15 protein-coding genes are annotated in these 17,265 nt (G+C 71.9%); 8 read left to right on the top strand and 7 right to left on the bottom strand.

The window, feature by feature from the left end; all coding sequences use genetic code 11:
• Positions 1 to 6: 6 nt before the first annotated feature.
• Both L3i22_RS17600 and L3i22_RS17595 read right to left on the bottom strand, forming a co-directional pair.
• Positions 7 to 630, bottom strand: coding sequence for a GNAT family N-acetyltransferase (locus L3i22_RS17600; RefSeq protein WP_221328049.1), 624 nt, complete (start codon positions 628 to 630; stop codon positions 7 to 9).
• Positions 631 to 1,653 (bottom strand): ABC transporter substrate-binding protein, encoded by a 1,023-nt coding sequence (locus L3i22_RS17595; RefSeq protein ID WP_221328048.1) that lies wholly within the window; start codon positions 1,651 to 1,653, stop codon positions 631 to 633.
• A gap of 132 nt (positions 1,654 to 1,785) precedes the next feature.
• On the opposite strand from L3i22_RS17595, the gene L3i22_RS17590 reads away from it, so the two are divergent.
• The 3 genes from L3i22_RS17590 to L3i22_RS17580 are packed head-to-tail and all read left to right on the top strand — an operon-like array spanning position 1,786 to position 4,690.
• Positions 1,786 to 2,820: an iron ABC transporter permease gene (locus L3i22_RS17590; RefSeq protein WP_221328047.1), complete on the top strand. Its 1,035-nt coding sequence runs from the start codon at positions 1,786 to 1,788 to the stop codon at positions 2,818 to 2,820.
• On the top strand, positions 2,817 to 3,881 hold the full coding sequence (locus L3i22_RS17585) for an iron chelate uptake ABC transporter family permease subunit (RefSeq protein WP_255658338.1): 1,065 nt from the start codon (positions 2,817 to 2,819) through the stop codon (positions 3,879 to 3,881). The genes L3i22_RS17590 and L3i22_RS17585 overlap by 4 nt, the downstream gene beginning before the upstream one ends.
• Positions 3,878 to 4,690, top strand: coding sequence for an ABC transporter ATP-binding protein (locus tag L3i22_RS17580; RefSeq protein WP_221328046.1), 813 nt, complete (start codon positions 3,878 to 3,880; stop codon positions 4,688 to 4,690). Before L3i22_RS17585 ends, L3i22_RS17580 begins: the two co-directional genes overlap by 4 nt.
• Positions 4,691 to 4,995: 305 nt before the next feature.
• Here the strand turns inward: L3i22_RS17580 and L3i22_RS17575 are convergent, their stop codons facing one another.
• Both L3i22_RS17575 and L3i22_RS17570 read right to left on the bottom strand, forming a co-directional pair.
• Positions 4,996 to 6,039 (bottom strand): NAD(P)-dependent alcohol dehydrogenase, encoded by a 1,044-nt coding sequence (locus L3i22_RS17575; RefSeq protein WP_221330010.1) that lies wholly within the window; start codon positions 6,037 to 6,039, stop codon positions 4,996 to 4,998.
• A gap of 93 nt (positions 6,040 to 6,132) precedes the next feature.
• On the bottom strand, positions 6,133 to 6,549 hold the full coding sequence (locus tag L3i22_RS17570; RefSeq protein ID WP_255658337.1) for an ATP-binding protein: 417 nt from the start codon (positions 6,547 to 6,549) through the stop codon (positions 6,133 to 6,135).
• 232 nt (positions 6,550 to 6,781) lie between these two features.
• Here L3i22_RS17570 and L3i22_RS17565 point away from each other — a divergent pair, with 232 nt between their 5' ends.
• Together L3i22_RS17565 and L3i22_RS17560 are read left to right on the top strand one after the other, a co-directional pair.
• Positions 6,782 to 8,224 (top strand): PepSY domain-containing protein, encoded by a 1,443-nt coding sequence (locus tag L3i22_RS17565; RefSeq protein WP_221328045.1) that lies wholly within the window; start codon positions 6,782 to 6,784, stop codon positions 8,222 to 8,224.
• A 252-nt stretch (positions 8,225 to 8,476) separates the two neighbouring features.
• Positions 8,477 to 9,556, top strand: coding sequence for a hypothetical protein (locus tag L3i22_RS17560; RefSeq protein ID WP_221328044.1), 1,080 nt, complete (start codon positions 8,477 to 8,479; stop codon positions 9,554 to 9,556).
• Positions 9,557 to 9,869: 313 nt separating this feature from the next.
• On the opposite strand, the gene L3i22_RS17555 is transcribed toward L3i22_RS17560, so the two are convergent.
• The gene (locus tag L3i22_RS17555) at positions 9,870 to 11,948 is read right to left on the bottom strand and encodes a M14 family zinc carboxypeptidase (RefSeq protein ID WP_221328043.1); all 2,079 of its coding nucleotides are present in this window, start codon (positions 11,946 to 11,948) and stop codon (positions 9,870 to 9,872) included.
• 174 nt (positions 11,949 to 12,122) lie between these two features.
• Here L3i22_RS17555 and L3i22_RS17550 point away from each other — a divergent pair, with 174 nt between their 5' ends.
• Positions 12,123 to 12,929 (top strand): SAM-dependent methyltransferase, encoded by an 807-nt coding sequence (locus tag L3i22_RS17550; protein ID WP_221328042.1) that lies wholly within the window; start codon positions 12,123 to 12,125, stop codon positions 12,927 to 12,929.
• 45 nt (positions 12,930 to 12,974) lie between these two features.
• Here the strand turns inward: L3i22_RS17550 and L3i22_RS17545 are convergent, their stop codons facing one another.
• On the bottom strand, positions 12,975 to 13,769 hold the full coding sequence (locus L3i22_RS17545; protein ID WP_221328041.1) for an IclR family transcriptional regulator C-terminal domain-containing protein: 795 nt from the start codon (positions 13,767 to 13,769) through the stop codon (positions 12,975 to 12,977).
• A gap of 4 nt (positions 13,770 to 13,773) precedes the next feature.
• The gene (locus tag L3i22_RS17540) at positions 13,774 to 15,195 is read right to left on the bottom strand and encodes an amidohydrolase family protein (protein WP_221328040.1); all 1,422 of its coding nucleotides are present in this window, start codon (positions 15,193 to 15,195) and stop codon (positions 13,774 to 13,776) included.
• Positions 15,196 to 15,373: 178 nt separating this feature from the next.
• On the opposite strand from L3i22_RS17540, the gene L3i22_RS17535 reads away from it, so the two are divergent.
• Entirely contained in the window at positions 15,374 to 16,510 is a 1,137-nt protein-coding gene (locus L3i22_RS17535) for a CaiB/BaiF CoA-transferase family protein (RefSeq protein ID WP_221328039.1), read from the top strand.
• Positions 16,495 to 17,259, top strand: a complete 765-nt coding sequence (locus tag L3i22_RS17530; RefSeq protein WP_221328038.1) for a citryl-CoA lyase — start codon at positions 16,495 to 16,497, stop codon at positions 17,257 to 17,259. Before L3i22_RS17535 ends, L3i22_RS17530 begins: the two co-directional genes overlap by 16 nt.
• Positions 17,260 to 17,265: the final 6 nt, after the last annotated feature.

Raw genomic sequence — 17,265 nt, 5'->3', positions numbered from 1 at the left:
CTTACCTTATTCCCACGAGTCGGTAAAGGCGCGCTCGGGGTCATTTCCTGAAATCTCATAGAAATAGAGGGCAGCGCGTTTATGACCAAGATCACGAACGCCCAGCAGCCGGAATCCGGCGCCGGCGAACATGTGGCGCGCCATCGCGTGCCGCTCGTCCGGATCGGCCAGCACCCGGCGCACCCGCGGGTCCGCGATGGCCAGCCCGTCCGCGACCGCCCGGACCATCGCCCGGCCCAGGCCCCGCCCGGTCCGGCCGCGGTCGCCGATCGCGAGATGGATACCCAGGTCGTACGGATCCGCGTCGTAGCGCAGGCCGACGACGTCCCGGGGTGTGCGGTAGATCTCCACGTACGCCAGCGGCTCGTCCCGGTAGGACACCAGGCACGGCCGGGAGCACTCCCCGGCCAGCTGCCCGGCGATCGCGTCCGCCCAGCGCTGCGGCGGCCACGCCTGCTCCCAGAACAGCTCCACGTGCGGCTCGTTCATCCAGCGGCTGACCAGCTCCGGATCGTCCCCCTTGGCCTCCAGCACCCGGATCGACCAGGGCGCCGCGAGCACCGGCAGGGGCGGCGGCCCCGCCGCGACAACCGCCGCGGCGAGACCGTCGGTCACCTCGCGGGCCGACACTCAGGCGGCCTTCTTGGCCGCGTCCGAGATCACCGGCAGGACGTTGTCGATGAGGTACTGCACCGACAGCGCCGTCGGCGAGCGCAGCGCCGAGAACTGCGTACCGGTCAGCGCCTTGTACGAGCCACGCTGGACCGAGGCCAGGCCCTTGAACAGGCTGTTGCCCTCCAGGCCGGGCTGCAGCGCCGGGTCGGCGTAGTAGACCAGCGTCACGTTCGAGTCCAGCACGCTGACCTTCTCCAGGCTCAGCTGCACGGCGAACTCGTCGCCCTTGAGCGCGGCCACCGCCGGCGCCAGCTTCATCCCGAAGTCGTTGAGCATCTTCACGCCGGCGTCCTTGTCGGAGCGCAGCACGCCGATCGAGCCGGCCTCCCACATCTGGCTGAGGGTGAACTCCCTACCGGTCAGCTCCGGGTGATCGGTCTTGGCCTTGGCCACCTTGGCCTCGACGTCGGTGACCACCTGCTCGGCCTTCGCGCCCTGGCCGACCGCCTTGCCGACCTGGCGCAGCGTGGTCTGCCACGGGTCCTCGAACGCGCCGGTGGTCTCGTACGCGGTGGTCGGGGCGAGCTTGCTGAGCTTGGCGTACTCGTCGGCGATGTAGTAGTCGCCGCCGGCCAGGATCAGGTCCGGCGCCAGCGCGGCGATCTTCTCCACGTCGAAGCCGGTGTCGCCCGCGGTCAGCACGGTCGGCTTGCCGGTCAGCAGCGGCCGGGCCCAGTCGGTGACGCCACCCTCGCCGGAGGACTCGGCCACGCCGACCGGCTGCACGCCGAGCAGCAGCAGCGCGTCCAGGTCGGCGTCGGACAGCGCGACGACCCGCTGCGGGGCGGCCTTGACCTCGGCCGTGCCCAGCTTGTGCGTCAGCGTGACCGGGAAGCTCGCGGCCGCGGCGGTCGAGGAGGCCGGCGCCGCCGCGTCGTCACCGTCGTCGCCGCCGCAGCCGCTGAGCAGGGCGAGCCCGGCCGCGACAGCGAGTCCGGCCGCGAAGGTGCGGCGGGAAACGGGGATGGGGAAGGACATGTGGGACCTCTCGATCGCGAAGTTAGGTGAGGCTAAGCTAAGCGACGCTCCGCTACGGAGGCAATACGGGGTCCTTGTTTCGGTAAGGCTAACCTTCCATAGGATTTCGGCAATGGGCGAGAAGGAAAATAGATGGTGACCACTCTCCGGGCCGGCCGCCCGGCACCGGTCGCGCACCGTCCTGGCCGGACGCTGATCGGCCTGGTCGCGGCGGTCGCGATGGCGGTCGTGCTGAGCCTGTCGATCGGCGCGCAGACCCTGAGCCCGGCCGAGATCTGGCACGCCCTGACCGACCCGGACCCGGCCGCCCAGGCCACCGCGATCGTCCGCGAACTCCGGCTGCCCCGGACCGTCCTCGGCGTCCTGGCCGGACTCGCGCTCGGCGCGGCCGGCGCCCTGATGCAGGGCCACACCCGCAACCCGCTCGCCGACCCCGGCCTGCTCGGCATCTCGGCCGGCGCGTCGTTCTGCGTGGTGATCGGCATCCAGCTCGGCGTCGGCGGGCTCAGCGGCTACATCTGGTTCGCGTTCGCCGGCGCGCTGCTGGCCAGCCTCGCCGTCTTCGCGGTCGCGACCGGCGGGCGCGGCGGGCCGACCCCGGTCACCCTCGCACTGGCCGGGCTCGCGATGAGCGCCCTGCTCAGCTCGTTCACCCAGGCCCTGCTGCTCAGCGACGACGCCAGCCTGAACGTCTTCCGGTTCTGGGTGGTCGGCTCGCTCTCCGGCCGGGACGCCCGGGTGGCCGCCCAGGTCGCGCCGTTCATCCTGGCCGGGCTGGTGCTCGCGCTGGTCAACGCGCCCGCGCTGAACGCGCTCGGCCTCGGCGACGACGTCGCCCGGGCCCTCGGCCAGCGGATCCTGTCGGCCCGGGTGATCGGCGTGACCGCGATCGTGCTGCTGGCCGGGGCGGCGACCGCGGCCTGCGGGCCGATCATCTTCCTGGGCCTGATCGTGCCGCACGTGGCCCGCTCGATGACCGGTCCCGATCATCGCTGGCTGATCCCCTGCTCGGCGCTGACCGGCGCGGTCCTGCTGCTGGCCGCGGACACCGTCGGCCGGGTCGTGCTGCGACCCGCCGAACTGCAGACCGGCATCGTGCTGGCCGCGGTCGGCGCGCCGTTCTTCATCGCCCTGGTCCGCCGCCGAGCCGGGACGGTCAAGCTGTGACCCTTCTTACCCCGACCACCCCGGTGCGGCCGGCCGGGCGCAGAGTGCTCAGCGCCGGGCGCTTCGGCGGGACCCTGTCGCCGCGCGGCGTGGCCGTCGGGCTGGCCGGGATCGCCGCCACGATCGCGGTCACGGTGGTCAGCATCGGGCACGGCAGCTTCACGATCGCGCCCGGCGACGTGGTCGGCACCCTGCTCGGCGGGGGCACCGCGGCGCAGCAACTGGTGATCCTCGACCTGCGGCTGCCGCGCATCCTGGTGGCGCTGATGGTCGGCGCGGCCCTGGCCGTCTCCGGCGCGCTGACCCAGACGTTCGCCCGCAACCCGCTCGCCAGCCCGGACGTGCTCGGCGTCACCAACGGCGCCTCGCTCGGCGCGGTCGCGCTGATCGTGCTCGGCGGATCCGCGGCCACCGGGGTGCCGCTGGCCGCGCTGGCCGGCGGCCTGGTCACGGCCGCCGCCGTGTACCTGCTGGCCTGGCGGCGCGGCGTGGACGGCTACCGCCTGGTACTGATCGGCATCGGCGTCGGCGAGGTGGTCAGCGGCGGCGTCTCCTGGTTCCTGATCCGCGCCGAGATCGTCGACGCCGCCCGGGCCACCGTGTGGCTCAACGGCTCGGTCGCCGGCGCCGACTGGGTGCAGGTCCGGCCGCTCGCCCTCGCGCTCACAGTGCTGCTGCCGCTGGCGGTCGCCACCGCCTTCACGTTGCAGGCGCTGCAGTTCGGCGACGACGTGGCGCGGTCCCTCGGCGTACGTCTGCAGTTGGCGCAGTTGGCAGTGGTGCTCACCGCCGTCGCGCTGGCCGCCGCAGCGGTCGCCGCCGCCGGGCCGATCGAGTTCGTCGCGTTCGTCGTCCCGCAGATCGCGCTGCGCCTGTGCGGCGGCTCCCGCCCGCCCCTGGTCGTCTCCGCGATCCTCGGCGCCCTGCTCGTCTCCGCGGCCGACCTGGTGGCCCGCACCGTCCTGCCGTCGCGCGAACTGCCGGTCGGCCTGGTCACCGCGATCGTCGGCGCGCCCTACCTGCTCTGGCTGTTGATCCGCACCAATCGGAGGACGACATGACCGGCTTGCGCACCGTCACCCGCACGAGCCGGCTGCAGGCGCGCGGGCTGCGGCTCGGCTACGGCGACGACATCGTGGTGGACGGCCTCGACCTGGACATCCCGGATCGCGCGGTGACCGCCGTCGTCGGCCCGAACGGCTGCGGCAAGTCGACCCTGCTGCGTGCGCTCGGCCGGCTGCTCAAGCCGTTCGCCGGCGAGGTCCTGCTCGACGGCCGGCGGATCGACCGGGTGCCCACCCGCGAGGTGGCCCGGATCGTCGGCATGCTCCCCCAGTCCCCGGTGGCGCCGGACGGGCTCACCGTCGCCGACCTGGTGATGCGCGGCCGGCACCCGCACCAGACCTGGTTCCGGCAGTGGTCCCCGGCCGACCAGGAGATCGTCACCGAGGCGCTCGCCTGGACCGACATGCGCGACTTCGCGGACCGCCCGGTCGAGGCGCTCTCCGGCGGCCAGCGTCAGCGCGCCTGGATCTCGATGGCCCTGGCCCAGGGCACCGACGTGCTGCTGCTCGACGAACCGACGACGTTCCTGGACCTGGCCCACCAGATCGACGTGCTGGACCTGGTCGGGCGCCTGCACCGCGAGCGCGACCGGACGATCGTGATGGTCCTGCACGACCTGAACCTGGCCGCCCGCTACGCCGAGCACGTGATCGCGATGCACGCCGGCCGGATCGTCGCCCAGGGCCCGCCCGCCGAGGTCTTCACCGTCGACCTGCTCGCCGAGGTCTTCGGCCTGTCCGCGATGGTCGTCCCGGACCCCGCCACCGGCACCCCGCTGGTCGTCCCGCTCCCCAAACCGAGCTGACTGCCCCGGCTGGTCGTCAGTGGCGCCTCAACCACGCCGAAACAGCCCTGAACACCAGCTCATTCAGCCCGGCTGGCACTGAGAGCGCTTCGCGCGCGCCGAAGCAGCCCTGAGCACCAGCCGGGGCGCTGCGCCGCGAGCGGACCGGGCCCACGACGTACCTCCGAAGCAATCGCAAGCGGCCGCCGCAAAAAGCGGCGGCCGCAACCGCAAGCGGCCGCGGACGCCGCCTGGCAAGCCACCGTGACCAGCGGATCAGCGCAAGCGACCGCCGCCACCGTGGCAAAGAGCCGGCGCGCGCGGGATCAGCGCAGGGTGTCCACGTCGATCACGAAGCGGTACCGCACGTCCGACTTGAGCACCCGCTCATACGCCTCGTTGACCGATTCCGCACTGATCACCTCGACCTCCGGCGCGACGTTGTGCTCCGCGCAGAAGTCCAGCATCTCCTGGGTCTCGGCGATCCCGCCGATGCTCGACCCGGCGAACGAACGCCGCTGCCCGAACAGCGCGAAGACCGGCACGGCCAGCGGCTCCGGCGGCGCGCCGACGCTGACGAGCGTGCCGTCGAGCCGGAGAAGCCCCAGGTAGGACCGCATGTCGATGGGCGCGCTGACGGTGTTGATGATCAGGTCGAAGCTGTTCTTCAGCGTCGTGAACGTGGCGTCGTCGCTGGTCGCGTAGTAGTGCGCGGCCCCGAACCCGAGCCCGTCGTCCTTCTTGCCGAGGGTCTGCGAGAGCACGGTCACCTCGGCGCCCATCGCGGCCGCGATCTTGACGGCCATGTGACCGAGACCGCCCATGCCGACGACGGCCACCTTCTTGCCGGGCCCGGCGTTCCAGTGGGCGAGCGGCGAGTACGTGGTGATCCCCGCACACAGCAGCGGCGCCGCCGCCTCGTACGGAATGGCCTCCGGAACCCGCAGCACGAAGTCCTCGTCGACCACGACGTGCGTCGAGTAACCACCCTGCGTGATCGTGCCGTCCCGGTCCTTGCTCGAGTACGTGCCGACGTTCCCGCCGCTGCAGTACTGCTCCAGCCCGGCCTTGCAGTTGTCGCACTCCCGGCACGAGTTGACCATGCAGCCGACGCCGACCCGGTCCCCGACCGCGTGCCGGGTGACCTCGGCACCGACCTCGGCGACGACGCCGACGATCTCGTGCCCGACGGTCAGCGGGTACTGGACCTTGCCCCACTCCTCGCGCACCGTGTGGATGTCGGAGTGGCAGATCCCGGCGTAGCGAATCTCGATGAGAACGTCGCGCGCCCCGAGGTCGCGCCGCTGGATCGTGGTGCGCACGAGCGGCTCGGTGGCGGAGATCGCGGCGATCGCGTTGACGGTGAGAATGATGCCCTCCCAGAACGGATGAATACTGCTCCATCACACCTACCCGCTCCAGCGGGAAGAAGTCACCGGTGATGGGTGTACCAGCAGTACATCTCAGCGGGCCGGGAGCGCGAACGACGCCCAGACCAGCTTGCCGTCCCCGGTCGGGTACCAGCCGACCTGCTCGGCCAGGCGCTCGCTGAGCAGCAGCCCGAGCCCGCCGGCGCCCGCCGCACGCCGGTCGGCCACCGCCGGGCCGGACTCGGCGTCGCCGTCCAGGACATCGATGACCAGCTTTCCGTTCGAGCGGTGCAGCACCACCACGGTCGGCGGCCGGCCGTGCCGCAGCGCGTTCCCGGCCAGCTCGGTCGCGACGATCTGCAACCGTTCCGCCAGGTCCTCCCCGTCGGCCGCGGTCGCCGACCGGCTCATCGCCGCCCGCTGCAGCTCCGCTCGCAGAAACTGCAGCTCGGGCGCGCCGGCGATGGTCCACCGGGCGAGTTCCTCGTCGAAAACCGGCGGCCGTCGCATCGCCCACCCCGTCATGACCATGTGAGTTCCCACAATCCGTCCAACGATGCCCAGGGGCGCTTCTCACCTCGTGCCGTACGTCACCCATCGCCGGCTGAAAAGTCGCTGGGAACCAGCGGGACGCTTCCGGCGACTATCCGGGCGACGCTCCGACCGGAATCCCGGCGCGTCGACTGCAACCCCGGATGCCGGCGCACCCACCGCGCCGCCGACACCTCGACGAGGACAGCCGATGGCCGTGCACCCCGAGCTCAGCACCCCCACCCCGCTGCCGCGACTCGCGCGCACGCCGTCCGCGTTCGGCGGTCTGCTGCTGCGCCTGCACTTCTACGCCGGCCTGCTGGTCGCGCCGTTCCTACTGGTCGCGGCCACCACCGGGATGCTCTACGCGTTCACTCCGCAGCTGGAGAAAATTATCTACAGCACCGAGTTGACGGTCGAGAACCCCGGGGCCGCGGCCTTGCCGCTGGCCGATCAGGTTGCCGCGGCCCGGGCCGCTCATCCCGGGGGACAATTGCTGACGGTACGACCGGGAGACCGCTCCGTCACCACCCAGGTCGACTTCTCCGACCCGGCGCTGGACGCCGACCACCAGCGGACGGTGTATGTCGACCCGTACACCGGCAAGGTCACCGGCGAGCTGACCACCTGGTGGACCGCGACCCCGCTCAACGAGTGGCTGGACAACCTGCACGCCAACCTTCACCTCGGCGAGACCGGCGCGCTCTACTCCGAGCTGGCCGCGAGTTGGCTGTGGGTCCTCGCGCTCGGCGGCGTGCTCCTGTGGTGGCGCCGGCACGCCACGGCCAGGCGGCGCATGCTCGTCCCGGACCTGGCCGCCCGCAAGGGCGTCCGCCGCACCCGGGGCTGGCACGCGGCGACCGGCCTGTGGATCGCGGTCGGCCTGCTGTTCCTCTCCGCGACCGGGCTGACCTGGTCGAACCACGCCGGCGCGAACTTCGACGCGATCATCGACTCGTTCGACGCCAGCCGCCCGGCCGTCTCCACGTCGCTGACCGGCACGGCCGCGGCCACCTCCGGCGGGCACCACGACGGCATGACCATGGGCGGCGCCGCCGAGGCCGCCGCGGTCGACCCGGGCGCGATCACCACGGTCTACCAGTCCGCCCGCGACGCCGGGCTGACCGGCGCGGTGTCGATCGCCGTCCCGGCCGACGCGGGCACGGCCTGGAGCGTCACCGGCAACGACAGCCTCTGGCCGGTCGGCCGGGACGCGGTCGCCGTCGACTCGACCGGGAAGATCGTCGAGCGGATCGACTTCGCGGACTGGCCGCTGCTGGCCAAGCTGACCCAGTGGGGCATCTACGCCCACATGGGCCAGCTGTTCGGCCTGCCCAACCAGATCCTGCTCGCCGCGCTGGCCCTGGGCCTGATCTGCGTGATCATCTGGGGCTACCGGATGTGGTGGCAGCGCCGCCCCACCCGCACCGACCGCCGCGCCCTGGCCGGCGCCGCACCGGCCGGCGGCAACTGGACCGGCCTTCCGGCCTGGTCGATCGCGGTCGGCCTGCCGGTGCTCTTCGCGGTCGGCTGGTTCCTGCCGCTGTTCGGCATCCCGCTGCTGGCGTTCCTGGCCCTCGACCTGATCCTCACCACGCTCCGACGCCGCCGTACCCCGAACATCCCGGTCAGTCCGGCCCCCGCCGGCCACTGACCGACAATCCCGCCGGCCGCGGCCACTCCCCCGCCGCGGCCGGCCCCCTCTCCCGCCGGCCACAGCCGCTGCCCCGCCGCCGGGCCCTCCCCGCCTGCGCCGCCGCCGGGCCCTCCCCGCCTGCGCCGCCGCCGGGCCCTCCCCGCCTGCCCCGCCGCTGCCGGGCCCTCCCCGCCTGCCCCGCCGGCCAGGGTCGCTCCCCGCCCGCCGCCGCGGGTGGCAGGGATTGATCGGTCGTCGTAGATTGCCGCCATGGACTGGCTTCATCGGCTGCGGGGCGGCGACCCCGCGGCCCGGCAGCGAACTGCGACGCCGGCCGGGGTCGAGCTGGCCGTCGAGCAGGCCCGGGCGCTGCTCAACCAGGCCAACCGGCTCATGCGGGCGGGCCGCTGGGCGGAGGCGGCACAGACCGCGACCGAGTCCGTCGCCCGCCATCGCGCACTGGTCCGGCAGGACCGTCCCGGACGACTCCCCTCCCTGGCCAAGGCCCTGAGCAACCAGGCCCTGGCGCTGTCGAAGGTGTCCCGCTGGCCGGAGTCGCTGGCCGCGGCCGAGGAATCGGTCACGCTCCAGCGCGAGATCAGCACGACCGACCCGGTCGCCGGCCGGGCCGGGCTGGCCTCGGCGCTGTCCGCGTACGCCACCGGGCTGTCCGCGGCGGACCGGGCCGACGAGGCCCGGGCCGCGATGACCGAGTCGCTGGCGGTGTTCCGGGCGCTGGCCGCCGCCGATCGGGACGCCTACCTGGGCAAACTTGCCGAGGCGGTGAGTAATCGAGCGGCGCTGGCCGAGACCGACGCGGAGGCGGTGCCGCTCTACGAGGAGGCCGTGCGCCTGCGCCGGGAACTGATCGGCCGCAACCGGGCCGCCCAGCTACCGTGGCTGGCCCGGGCCCTCAACCTGCTCGCCGACCGGCTCGCCGCCCTCGACCGATCCGGCCCAGCGCTCGACGCGGGCCGCGAGGCGGTCGACCTGGCGCAGGAAGCGCTCGCCGCGGGCCGCGAGGCAGTCGACCTGGCGCAGGAAGCACTCGCCGCGAACCGGGCCGCGTTCCTGCCCCACTACGCCTTCATCCTGCGGCGCCACGCCCGGCGGCTGGACGCGGCCGGGCAGCCGACGGCCGCCACCGACCTGGGCACGCAGGCGATCGCGGCGGCCCGCGAGAGCCTGGCCGCGAACCGGCGACGGGAGCTGCTGGGCCTGGCGACGGCGCTGACCGAGCAGGCCGACCGCATCCAGGCCCGGCCGGATGTCACCGAGGAACAATCGCGGGACGCCGAGGCCATGCTCGCGGAAGCCGCCGAGCTGCGGGCGGAGCGCTACCGCGGCTGAGGCGCGAAGCCGACACACGCCGCCGCACGCCAGGCCGAACCGCGACCGCGGCCAAGACGCGCGAAGCCGACACACGCCGCCGCGCTCCGGGCGGGACCGACCGTGGCCGCGGCTCAGGCGCGCGAAGCCGGCACACGCCGCCGCCGCGCTCCGGGCCGGACCGACCGCGACCGCGGCTCAGGCGCGCGAAGCCGGCACACGCCGCCGCCGCGCTCCGGGCCGGACCGACCGTGGCCGCGGCTCAGGCGCGCGGGTCACTCGCTGGGCCAGGGAATCCTGGGAGTGGGCACCAACCCACTCCCAGGATCAACGGTCAGCGGACTGTTGCGGACTCCTCGGCCTGCTTGTCCCTGGCCACCCGGACCAGCTCCAGCAGACCCCCGGCATACTCCTGCGACTCGGCGTGCGCCTCGTCGAACGGGGGCTGGAAGCCCACCCCTTCCCACTCCTGGGTCGCGTCGTTCCAGATGTCGTTGCCGACCTCGAAGTCCCACGCGTCGATGCCCAGCTCGTAGTAGAGCTGGTCGGCCGAGTTGCCCGCGGCCGAGTAGAGCACGTCGGCGACCGGCCCGGTGTACGCCGGCCAGGTGACCGTGCCGCGCGAGGAGGCGATGGCACCGACGATGCGCCGCGCGCTGTCCAGGAAGAACTTGGACTCGTCGATCGACGGGCGGGGCAGCGTGACCCGGCCGTCGGCCTTGTACGACCCGGGCGGCCACATGAAGTAGCCGCCGTAGGAGTGCACGTTCATCGCGAACCGGATGTTGGCGTGCGCCGACGCCAGCGCGATCACGTTGGAACTTTCCGCCTCGGAGAGCTCCGCGGTGCCGGCATACGTGCCGGAAAGACAATTTCCGCTACCACCGACGTAGCCGTCGAAGAAAGATCCCACCGTGTAGTTGCGGTTCACGTCCACGCCCCACGAGTCGCGGTACCGCGGGTCCCGGTTGGCGCCGGTGCAGTGGTTGACAAGATTCTTCCGCTGGAAGTTGAAGTCGTTGAAGGAATAGTTCGCCCCGTCCGGGTTGACCACCGGAATCACGAACACGTCGACGTTGTCGACAAGTTCCTTCGTCGCCGGGTCGGTGGCGTAGTTCGCCAGCAGCCGCTCGGCGAACTCCAGCGTGACCAGCGGCGTCGCCCACTCCCGGGCGTGCTCCTGGGAGTACGCCAGCACCCCGATCTTGGAGCCGTCGCGCACCTTGCCGATCCGCAGCGCCTGCACGGTCCACGGCTTCTTCGACACCTCGGTGCCCTTGAGCCCGTCGTCGAGCCGGACCGGCGCGACCACCGGCATCGGCAGCCCGGCCGAGCCGGCCTCGACCGTCGCACGGAACTTCTGCGGGTACTTCGCGATGATGAACGCGGCCACGTCGTCGGTGGTGCTGATCGTCTTGCCGGCGTTGTCGGTGGCGAGCCGGACGGTCAGCACCCGGTCGGCGTAGGACGCGGCGAGCGGGCGGTTGACCGCGCCCGGGTCGACGGTGCGCACCTGCACGCCGTTCCAGCCCTGGTCACCGAACTTGACCGACTCGACCACGACGGCCGCCGCGTTCGGGTCACCGAGGTAGGCCACCGCCGTACGCCGATAGCCCTGGGTCTTGTTCGGCAAGTTGAGGACGTCGACGAGCTTCGGGTACTGCCGGGCCAGCCGCTTGATCCGGGCGGCGATATCGGTCGGGGTCATGTACGCGGCGACAAAATCCTTCTGGTACCCGGCCGGCGTGGGCGGCGGCGTCGCGGCCGGCCAGGCGGACGGGGTGACCGCGCGGGACACGCCACCGAGGCTGGACGACGCGGTGACCTTCACCGGCTTCGCGGGCAGCGGCTGCGGCAACGCGTAGTGGTACTGGTACTCGCCGGAGTCCTCGAAGCGGATCAGCGGATACGTGCCGGTCGTGCCGTCGGCGGTGGTCCAGGTGACGGTGATCTCGACGTCCGGGTCGTCGGTCGCGGTCGTCGCCACCTCGGTCTGCAGGAACGTCCGGCCGTTCGTCGTCCACCAGTAGGACTGCAGGAACTGCAGGGTGTCGGCGGTCGCCGCGAGCGACGATCGCCGGGCCGGCGCGGCCGACTCGGCCTGGATCAGCTGCACCGGCACCGCCCCGGTCTTCACCAGGTCGGCGAGCTGCGTGTCGTCGACGACGACATCGGCGAGGACGGCGCCGGCGTCGGTCTTGGGCCGGGCCGCGAGATCGGCGCCCTGGGCGACGAGGCGGTCCAGCGCGGCGGCATCGGGCAGGCGGAATCTGATCAGCGCATGCTCGCCGGCACTGAGCGAGATGGCCGGAGCTGCGGCGGTGACGGGTTCGGCGTGCGCCGGGGTCGCGGCGTACGAGGAACCCAGAACGAGGAGGGCGGCGGTGGCCACCCAGCGGACTCGGAGCGACATCAAGCCTCCTGGGCATAGAAGGACGTGAGATCACCCCATCGCTTCGATCGACCGATGTCAACATCCCAGGCCCACCGCGGGCTTCGCCGGGACAGATCAGAATCGGTATCCCGTACGGCGGAAATTAGCACCGTCCCATGTGGAATCGCGACGATCCGGCGTAGGCTCGGGCGCATGACCGACAGTGATGCCACCGCCGGACTGGACACCAGCGTGCCGCACTCGGCGCGGGTGTGGAACTACTGGCTGGGCGGCAAGGACAACTTCCCGGTCGACCGTGCGGTCGGCGACGACTTCGCGAAGCTGTACCCGGACATCAAGGTGGTGGCGCGACACTCGCGGGCCTTCCTGAGGCGGGCGGTCACCTTCCTGGTGGACGAGGCCGGCATCCGGCAGTTCCTGGACATCGGCACCGGCATGCCCACCGCGGAGAACACCCACCAGGTGGCGCAGGCCGCGGCCGCCGACGCGAAGATCGTCTACGTCGACAACGACCCGCTCGTCCTGGCGCACGCCCGGGCGCTGCTGACCAGCACGCGCGAGGGCAGGACCGACTACGTCGACGCGAACCTGCACGAGCCGGCGACCATCCTCGCGGCCGCCGGGGCGACGCTCGACCTGACCCAGCCGGTCGGGTTGATCCTGATGAACATTCTCGGCCACGTGCCCGATCTCGACCGGGCGGTGGCGATCGTCCGGGAGTTGCTGGCCGCGCTGCCGGCGGGCAGCTACCTGATCACCGCGGACGGCACGAACGTGATCGACGGCCCGGCCTTCGAGGAGGCGATCGGGGTGTGGAACGCGAACGCGCCGCTCAGCTACCACCTGCGCCACCCGGACGAGATCGCCCGCTTCCTCGACGGCCTGGAGCTCCTCGATCCGGGCCTGGTCCCGTGCTCACAGTGGCGCCCGTCCCCGGACGCCACCGGCGACGACCTGCGCGCGGTCGACGAATACGGCGCGGTCGCCCGCAAGCCCTGACCAGCGGGCCCGCGACCGGGGCTGACGCCGTACCGAAGAAATGATTTAGATCGTGGTTGAGGGAACTGCTGCGGTGAGAGCCCAGTCGTGGCCGATGTCGGCGGCCGTGCGCAGCAGCTTCGGCAGATGCTCGTCGAGCAGGGTTTCCAGCGACGTCTCCGCCGCGTGGACGGTCACGTTGATCGCCGCGATCACCCGGCCGTCGCCGTCGCGGACGCCGGTCGCCACCGAGCGCACGCCCGGCGCCAGGTCCTGATCCGCGAGGGCCCAGCCCTTGGCCCGGACCTCGCGCAGCGCCGCCTCCAGCTCGGCCGGCGTCGGCTGCCAGCGCGCGGTGATGCCCGAGCGGGACGCCTCGGCCAGGACCGTCTCGACCGCGCCCGGCGGGAGCGCGGCGAGCAGGACCTTGCCCATCGACGTGGCCGGGGCCGGGAAGCGGGTGCCGATGGTGACGGCCAGGGTGACGATCTTCGGGACGGCGACGCGGGCCACGTAGACGATGTCGCTGCCGTCGAGCTGGGCCATCGACGTGGACTCGTTGGTCTCGGCGACCAGCTTCTCCATGTGCGGGCGGGCCACGTCCCACATACTCAGCGCGTTCACGTAGGCCATGCCCAGCTCGAGCACGCGCGGGGTGAGCGCGTAGCCACGGCCCGCCCCGCGCACGTACCCGAGCGTCTCCAGGGTGATCAGAATCCGCCGCACCGTGGGTCGCGCCAGCCCGGTCTGCCCGGCGATCTCGCTGAGCGTCATCGCCGGGGTGCCGGGCCGGAAGGAGCGCAGGACGTCGAGGCCGCGTGCGAGCGCCTCGATGAAGTCGCTCCTTCCGATGTCTGTCACGTGGTCAATGCTTCCATTGCGCGGAACCCGCGTCCCACTGGGTGTACTGGTAGGGGTTGTCGAAAAGTTCCGCCGCCGGGATGTCCGGATTCATGCCGCGCAGCCAGGCCTCCTCGCCCAGCGTCTCGCGCAGGAAAGAAACCGTCGCCTCGACCTTGGCCCGGGCCGCGGCCAGGTCCACGCCGACCAGCTTGCCGTCGCGCTTGACGACCTTGCCGCCGACCAGCACGGTGTGCACGTCGCCGCGCTGCGCCTGGAACGCGACGTGGCCGTACGGGTGCAGGACCGGGAACATCACCGGCGAGGCGTCGTTCTTCAGCAGCACGATGTCCGCCTGCCGGCCCGGGGTCAGCGCGCCGACCTTCGAATCCATCCCGAGCGCCCGGGCGCCGCCGCGGGTCGCCCAGTCCACCACCTGCTCGGCGCGCAGGTGGTGGTTGGTGATCGTCTGCTGCTGGGCGTGCGCCTCCAGGTGCTCGCGGGAGCGGTCGGCGCTGAGCGTGGTGCGCATCGCGGAGAACAGGTCGCCGCTCCACCAGACGCTGGTGTCCATCGACAGCGACACCGGGATGCCGTGCCGGCGCAGCTGCCAGGTGGGCGGGTAGCCCTGCCCCGCGCTCTGCTCGCTCTCGGTCGAGACCGAGACGGAACCGCCGGTCGCGGCGATCCGGTGGTACGAGTCGGAGCTGAGCGTCGCGGCGTGCACGTAGACGGTGCCGGGGGTCATGAAGCCGTTCTCGTACATCAGCCGGATGCCGTCGTCGTTGGTCGCGCCCCACACCCCGGCGTGCGTGGTGACCGCGACGCCCAGTTCGCGGGCCGCCTCGAAGGCCGCCTTCTCCGGGAACGCCGGGTCGCCGGTGACGTCGAACGCCAGCTGGAACCCGGCGAGTTTGCCGCCGTCGATCCGGCGGCGCACGAAGTCCCGGAAGCCGTCCGAGGTGGTCCACTGCCACGGGCCCTGCTGGATGTTGCCGTAGGCCAGCACGAACCGGCCGGGCACCGCCTCCAGGGCGTCGACCGCGGCGTCGGCGTGCTGCGGGGTCTGCAGCCCGTGCGACCAGTCGACGGTGGTGGTCACCCCGGAGTCGATCGCCTCGATCGCGGACAGGAGGTTTCCGGCGTACACGTCCTCCGGGCGGAAAAGTTTGCCGGACTCCAGGTAGTACCAGACGAAGTATTGCGAAAGGGTCCAGTCGGCACCGTAGCCGCGCATCGCGGTCTGCCACATGTGCCGGTGCGTGTCGATCATGCCGGGCATCACGATGCCGCCGGACGCGTCGATCTCCTCGGCGCCGTCCGGCGCGGTGAGGCCGTGTCCCACCTCGGCGATGCGGTCGTCGATCACCAGGACGTCGGCGCCGGGCAGCACCGTGTGCGCGTCGTCCATGGTGAGCACCAGGCCGTTCCGGAAAATAGCGCTCATCGTCACCTCTTTTCGGACGCCTGTCCGCTGTGCGGGCAGCGCGGATCGCTCAACAGTGTGCCCGGTCACTTCTGGTGTCAAGGAAATGTTTCGCCGCGATGACCAAGTCGTTGACAGCACGGCCGTTAACGCGAAAGCTGTGCCGAGCGGACATGTGTCCGCAGAACGGGCGGTACACATGACCGAGCACCACACGGGCCCGCTGGCCGGGCTGCTCGTCGCGGACTTCTCCCGGGTTCTCGCCGGGCCGTACGCGACGATGCTGCTCGCCGACCTCGGCGCCCAGGTGATCAAGGTGGAGGGGCCGGCCGGCGACGACACCCGCACCTGGATGCCCCCGGTACGGGACGGCGTCTCGACGTACTACCTCGGCATCAACCGGAACAAGCGGTCGGTGGTGCTGGACCTCAAGGACGACGACGACCGCGCGGCCGCCCAGGAGCTGGCCCGCCGCGCCGACGTGATGATCGAGAACATGCGCCCGGGCGGCCTGACCCGGTTCGGCCTCGACTACGACACCGTCGCGGCCGGCAACGAGAAGATCATCTACGCGAGCATCAGCGGCTTCGGGACCGGCGCGGGCGCGTCGATGCCCGGGTACGACCTGATGGTCCAGGCGATCTCCGGCCTGATGAGCCTCACCGGCGACCCGGACGGCTCGCCGTTCCGGGCCGGGATCTCGGTCTTCGACGTGATGGCCGGCCTGCACGCGAGCCTGGGCATCCTGGCCGCGCTGCACCGCCGGGCCGAGACCGGACGCGGCCAGCACGTGGAGGTCAACCTGCTCAGCTCGGCGCTGTCCGGCCTGGTCAACCACTCCAGCGGGTACGTCGCCGGCGGCACCGTCCCCTACCGGATGGGCAACGCGCACCCCAGCCTCTTCCCGTACGAGCCGCTGCCCACCGCCGACGGCGAGCTGATCGTGATCGCCGGCAACGACGGGCAGTTCCGCAAGCTCTGCCAGGTCCTCGACCTGCCGGACCTGCCGGACGATCCGCGCTTCGGGCGCAATCAGGACCGTACGGCCAATCGCGAGGAGCTGCGGCCGCTTCTGGTGGAACGCCTCACCAAGCGGACCAAGGACGAGTGGTTCCGCGACCTGATCGCGGCCGGGGTGCCGTGCGCGCCGATCAACACCATCGACGGCGGGGTGGCGCTCGCCGCGGAACTGGGCCTGGAGCCGGTGGTCACGGTCGGCGGGGTGCCGAGCGTGCGCAACCCGATCACGTTCTCGGAGACGCCGGCCGCGTACCACCTGCCGCCGCCCGGACTGGACGAACACGGCGAGGAGATCCGCGCATGGCTACTGAGCTGAATTCAAACCCAGAACTAAAATTTCCCACCGGCCTGGGTACGTCGGATGCCGACACCATCTCGCTGCTCGGGCAGGATCTGGCCGCGGATCTGATGGGCAAGGTCGGCTTCGGCGAGCTGGCGTTCTGGCTGGTCGCCGGCCGCCGTCCGAACGCCGGCGAGGTGCGGCTGTTCGAGGCCGTGCTGGTGGCGCTGGCCGATCACGGGTTCACGCCGACCGCGATCGCGGCCCGGCTCACGTACCTGTCCGCGCCGGACTCGCTGCAGGGCGCGCTCGCGGCCGGGCTGCTCGGCGGCGGCTCGCGCTTCCTCGGCGTCACCGAGGACTGTGGAAAGTTTCTGGCGGCAGCGCTGAGAGACGCCGAGGGCGACGACTTCGACGAGATCGCGCGGCAGGCGATCGCCGGTGCCAACGGCCGGATTCCGGGCCTCGGTCATCCCGTCCACAAAGTCCAGGACCCCCGCACTCCGGTGCTCATCCGGATCGCCAAGGACGAGGGTCTCTACGGTCGCCACCTTCGCCTGTTCGAGGCGATTGGACGCGTACACGGAAAGAATTTGCCTTTGAATGGTGCCGGGGTATGTGGTGCCGCCCTGGCCGACCTGGGCTTTCCGGTCGAGATGTTGCGCGGGTTCGCGCTGCTGGCCCGCGCCGCCGGCCTGCTCGGGCAGATCGCCGAGGAACAGCGCCGCCCGATCGCCAACCAGATCTACCTCACGGTCGACCGGAACGCCGTCTACGAGCCCTGATAACGC

Origin of the sequence: Actinoplanes sp. L3-i22 (assembly GCF_019704555.1) — a bacterium.
GTDB lineage: Bacteria > Actinomycetota > Actinomycetes > Mycobacteriales > Micromonosporaceae > Actinoplanes.
This window is presented reverse-complemented; position numbering and strand designations above follow the sequence as displayed.

Excerpts from the sequence above, each read along its gene's own strand:
- L3i22_RS17550 (WP_221328042.1), top strand. The coding sequence starts at position 12,123 with ATGACCGACAGTGATGCCACCGCCGGACTGGACACCAGCGTGCCGCAC.
- L3i22_RS17535 (WP_221328039.1), top strand. The coding sequence starts at position 15,374 with ATGACCGAGCACCACACGGGCCCGCTGGCCGGGCTGCTCGTCGCGGAC.
- L3i22_RS17565 (WP_221328045.1), top strand. The coding sequence starts at position 6,782 with ATGGCCGTGCACCCCGAGCTCAGCACCCCCACCCCGCTGCCGCGACTC.
- L3i22_RS17570 (WP_255658337.1), bottom strand. The coding sequence starts at position 6,549 with ATGCGACGGCCGCCGGTTTTCGACGAGGAACTCGCCCGGTGGACCATC.
- L3i22_RS17540 (WP_221328040.1), bottom strand. The coding sequence starts at position 15,195 with ATGAGCGCTATTTTCCGGAACGGCCTGGTGCTCACCATGGACGACGCG.
- L3i22_RS17555 (WP_221328043.1), bottom strand. The coding sequence starts at position 11,948 with ATGTCGCTCCGAGTCCGCTGGGTGGCCACCGCCGCCCTCCTCGTTCTG.
- L3i22_RS17595 (WP_221328048.1), bottom strand. The coding sequence starts at position 1,653 with ATGTCCTTCCCCATCCCCGTTTCCCGCCGCACCTTCGCGGCCGGACTC.
- L3i22_RS17590 (WP_221328047.1), top strand. The coding sequence starts at position 1,786 with ATGGTGACCACTCTCCGGGCCGGCCGCCCGGCACCGGTCGCGCACCGT.
- L3i22_RS17560 (WP_221328044.1), top strand. The coding sequence starts at position 8,477 with ATGGACTGGCTTCATCGGCTGCGGGGCGGCGACCCCGCGGCCCGGCAG.
- L3i22_RS17530 (WP_221328038.1), top strand. The coding sequence starts at position 16,495 with ATGGCTACTGAGCTGAATTCAAACCCAGAACTAAAATTTCCCACCGGC.
- L3i22_RS17580 (WP_221328046.1), top strand. The coding sequence starts at position 3,878 with ATGACCGGCTTGCGCACCGTCACCCGCACGAGCCGGCTGCAGGCGCGC.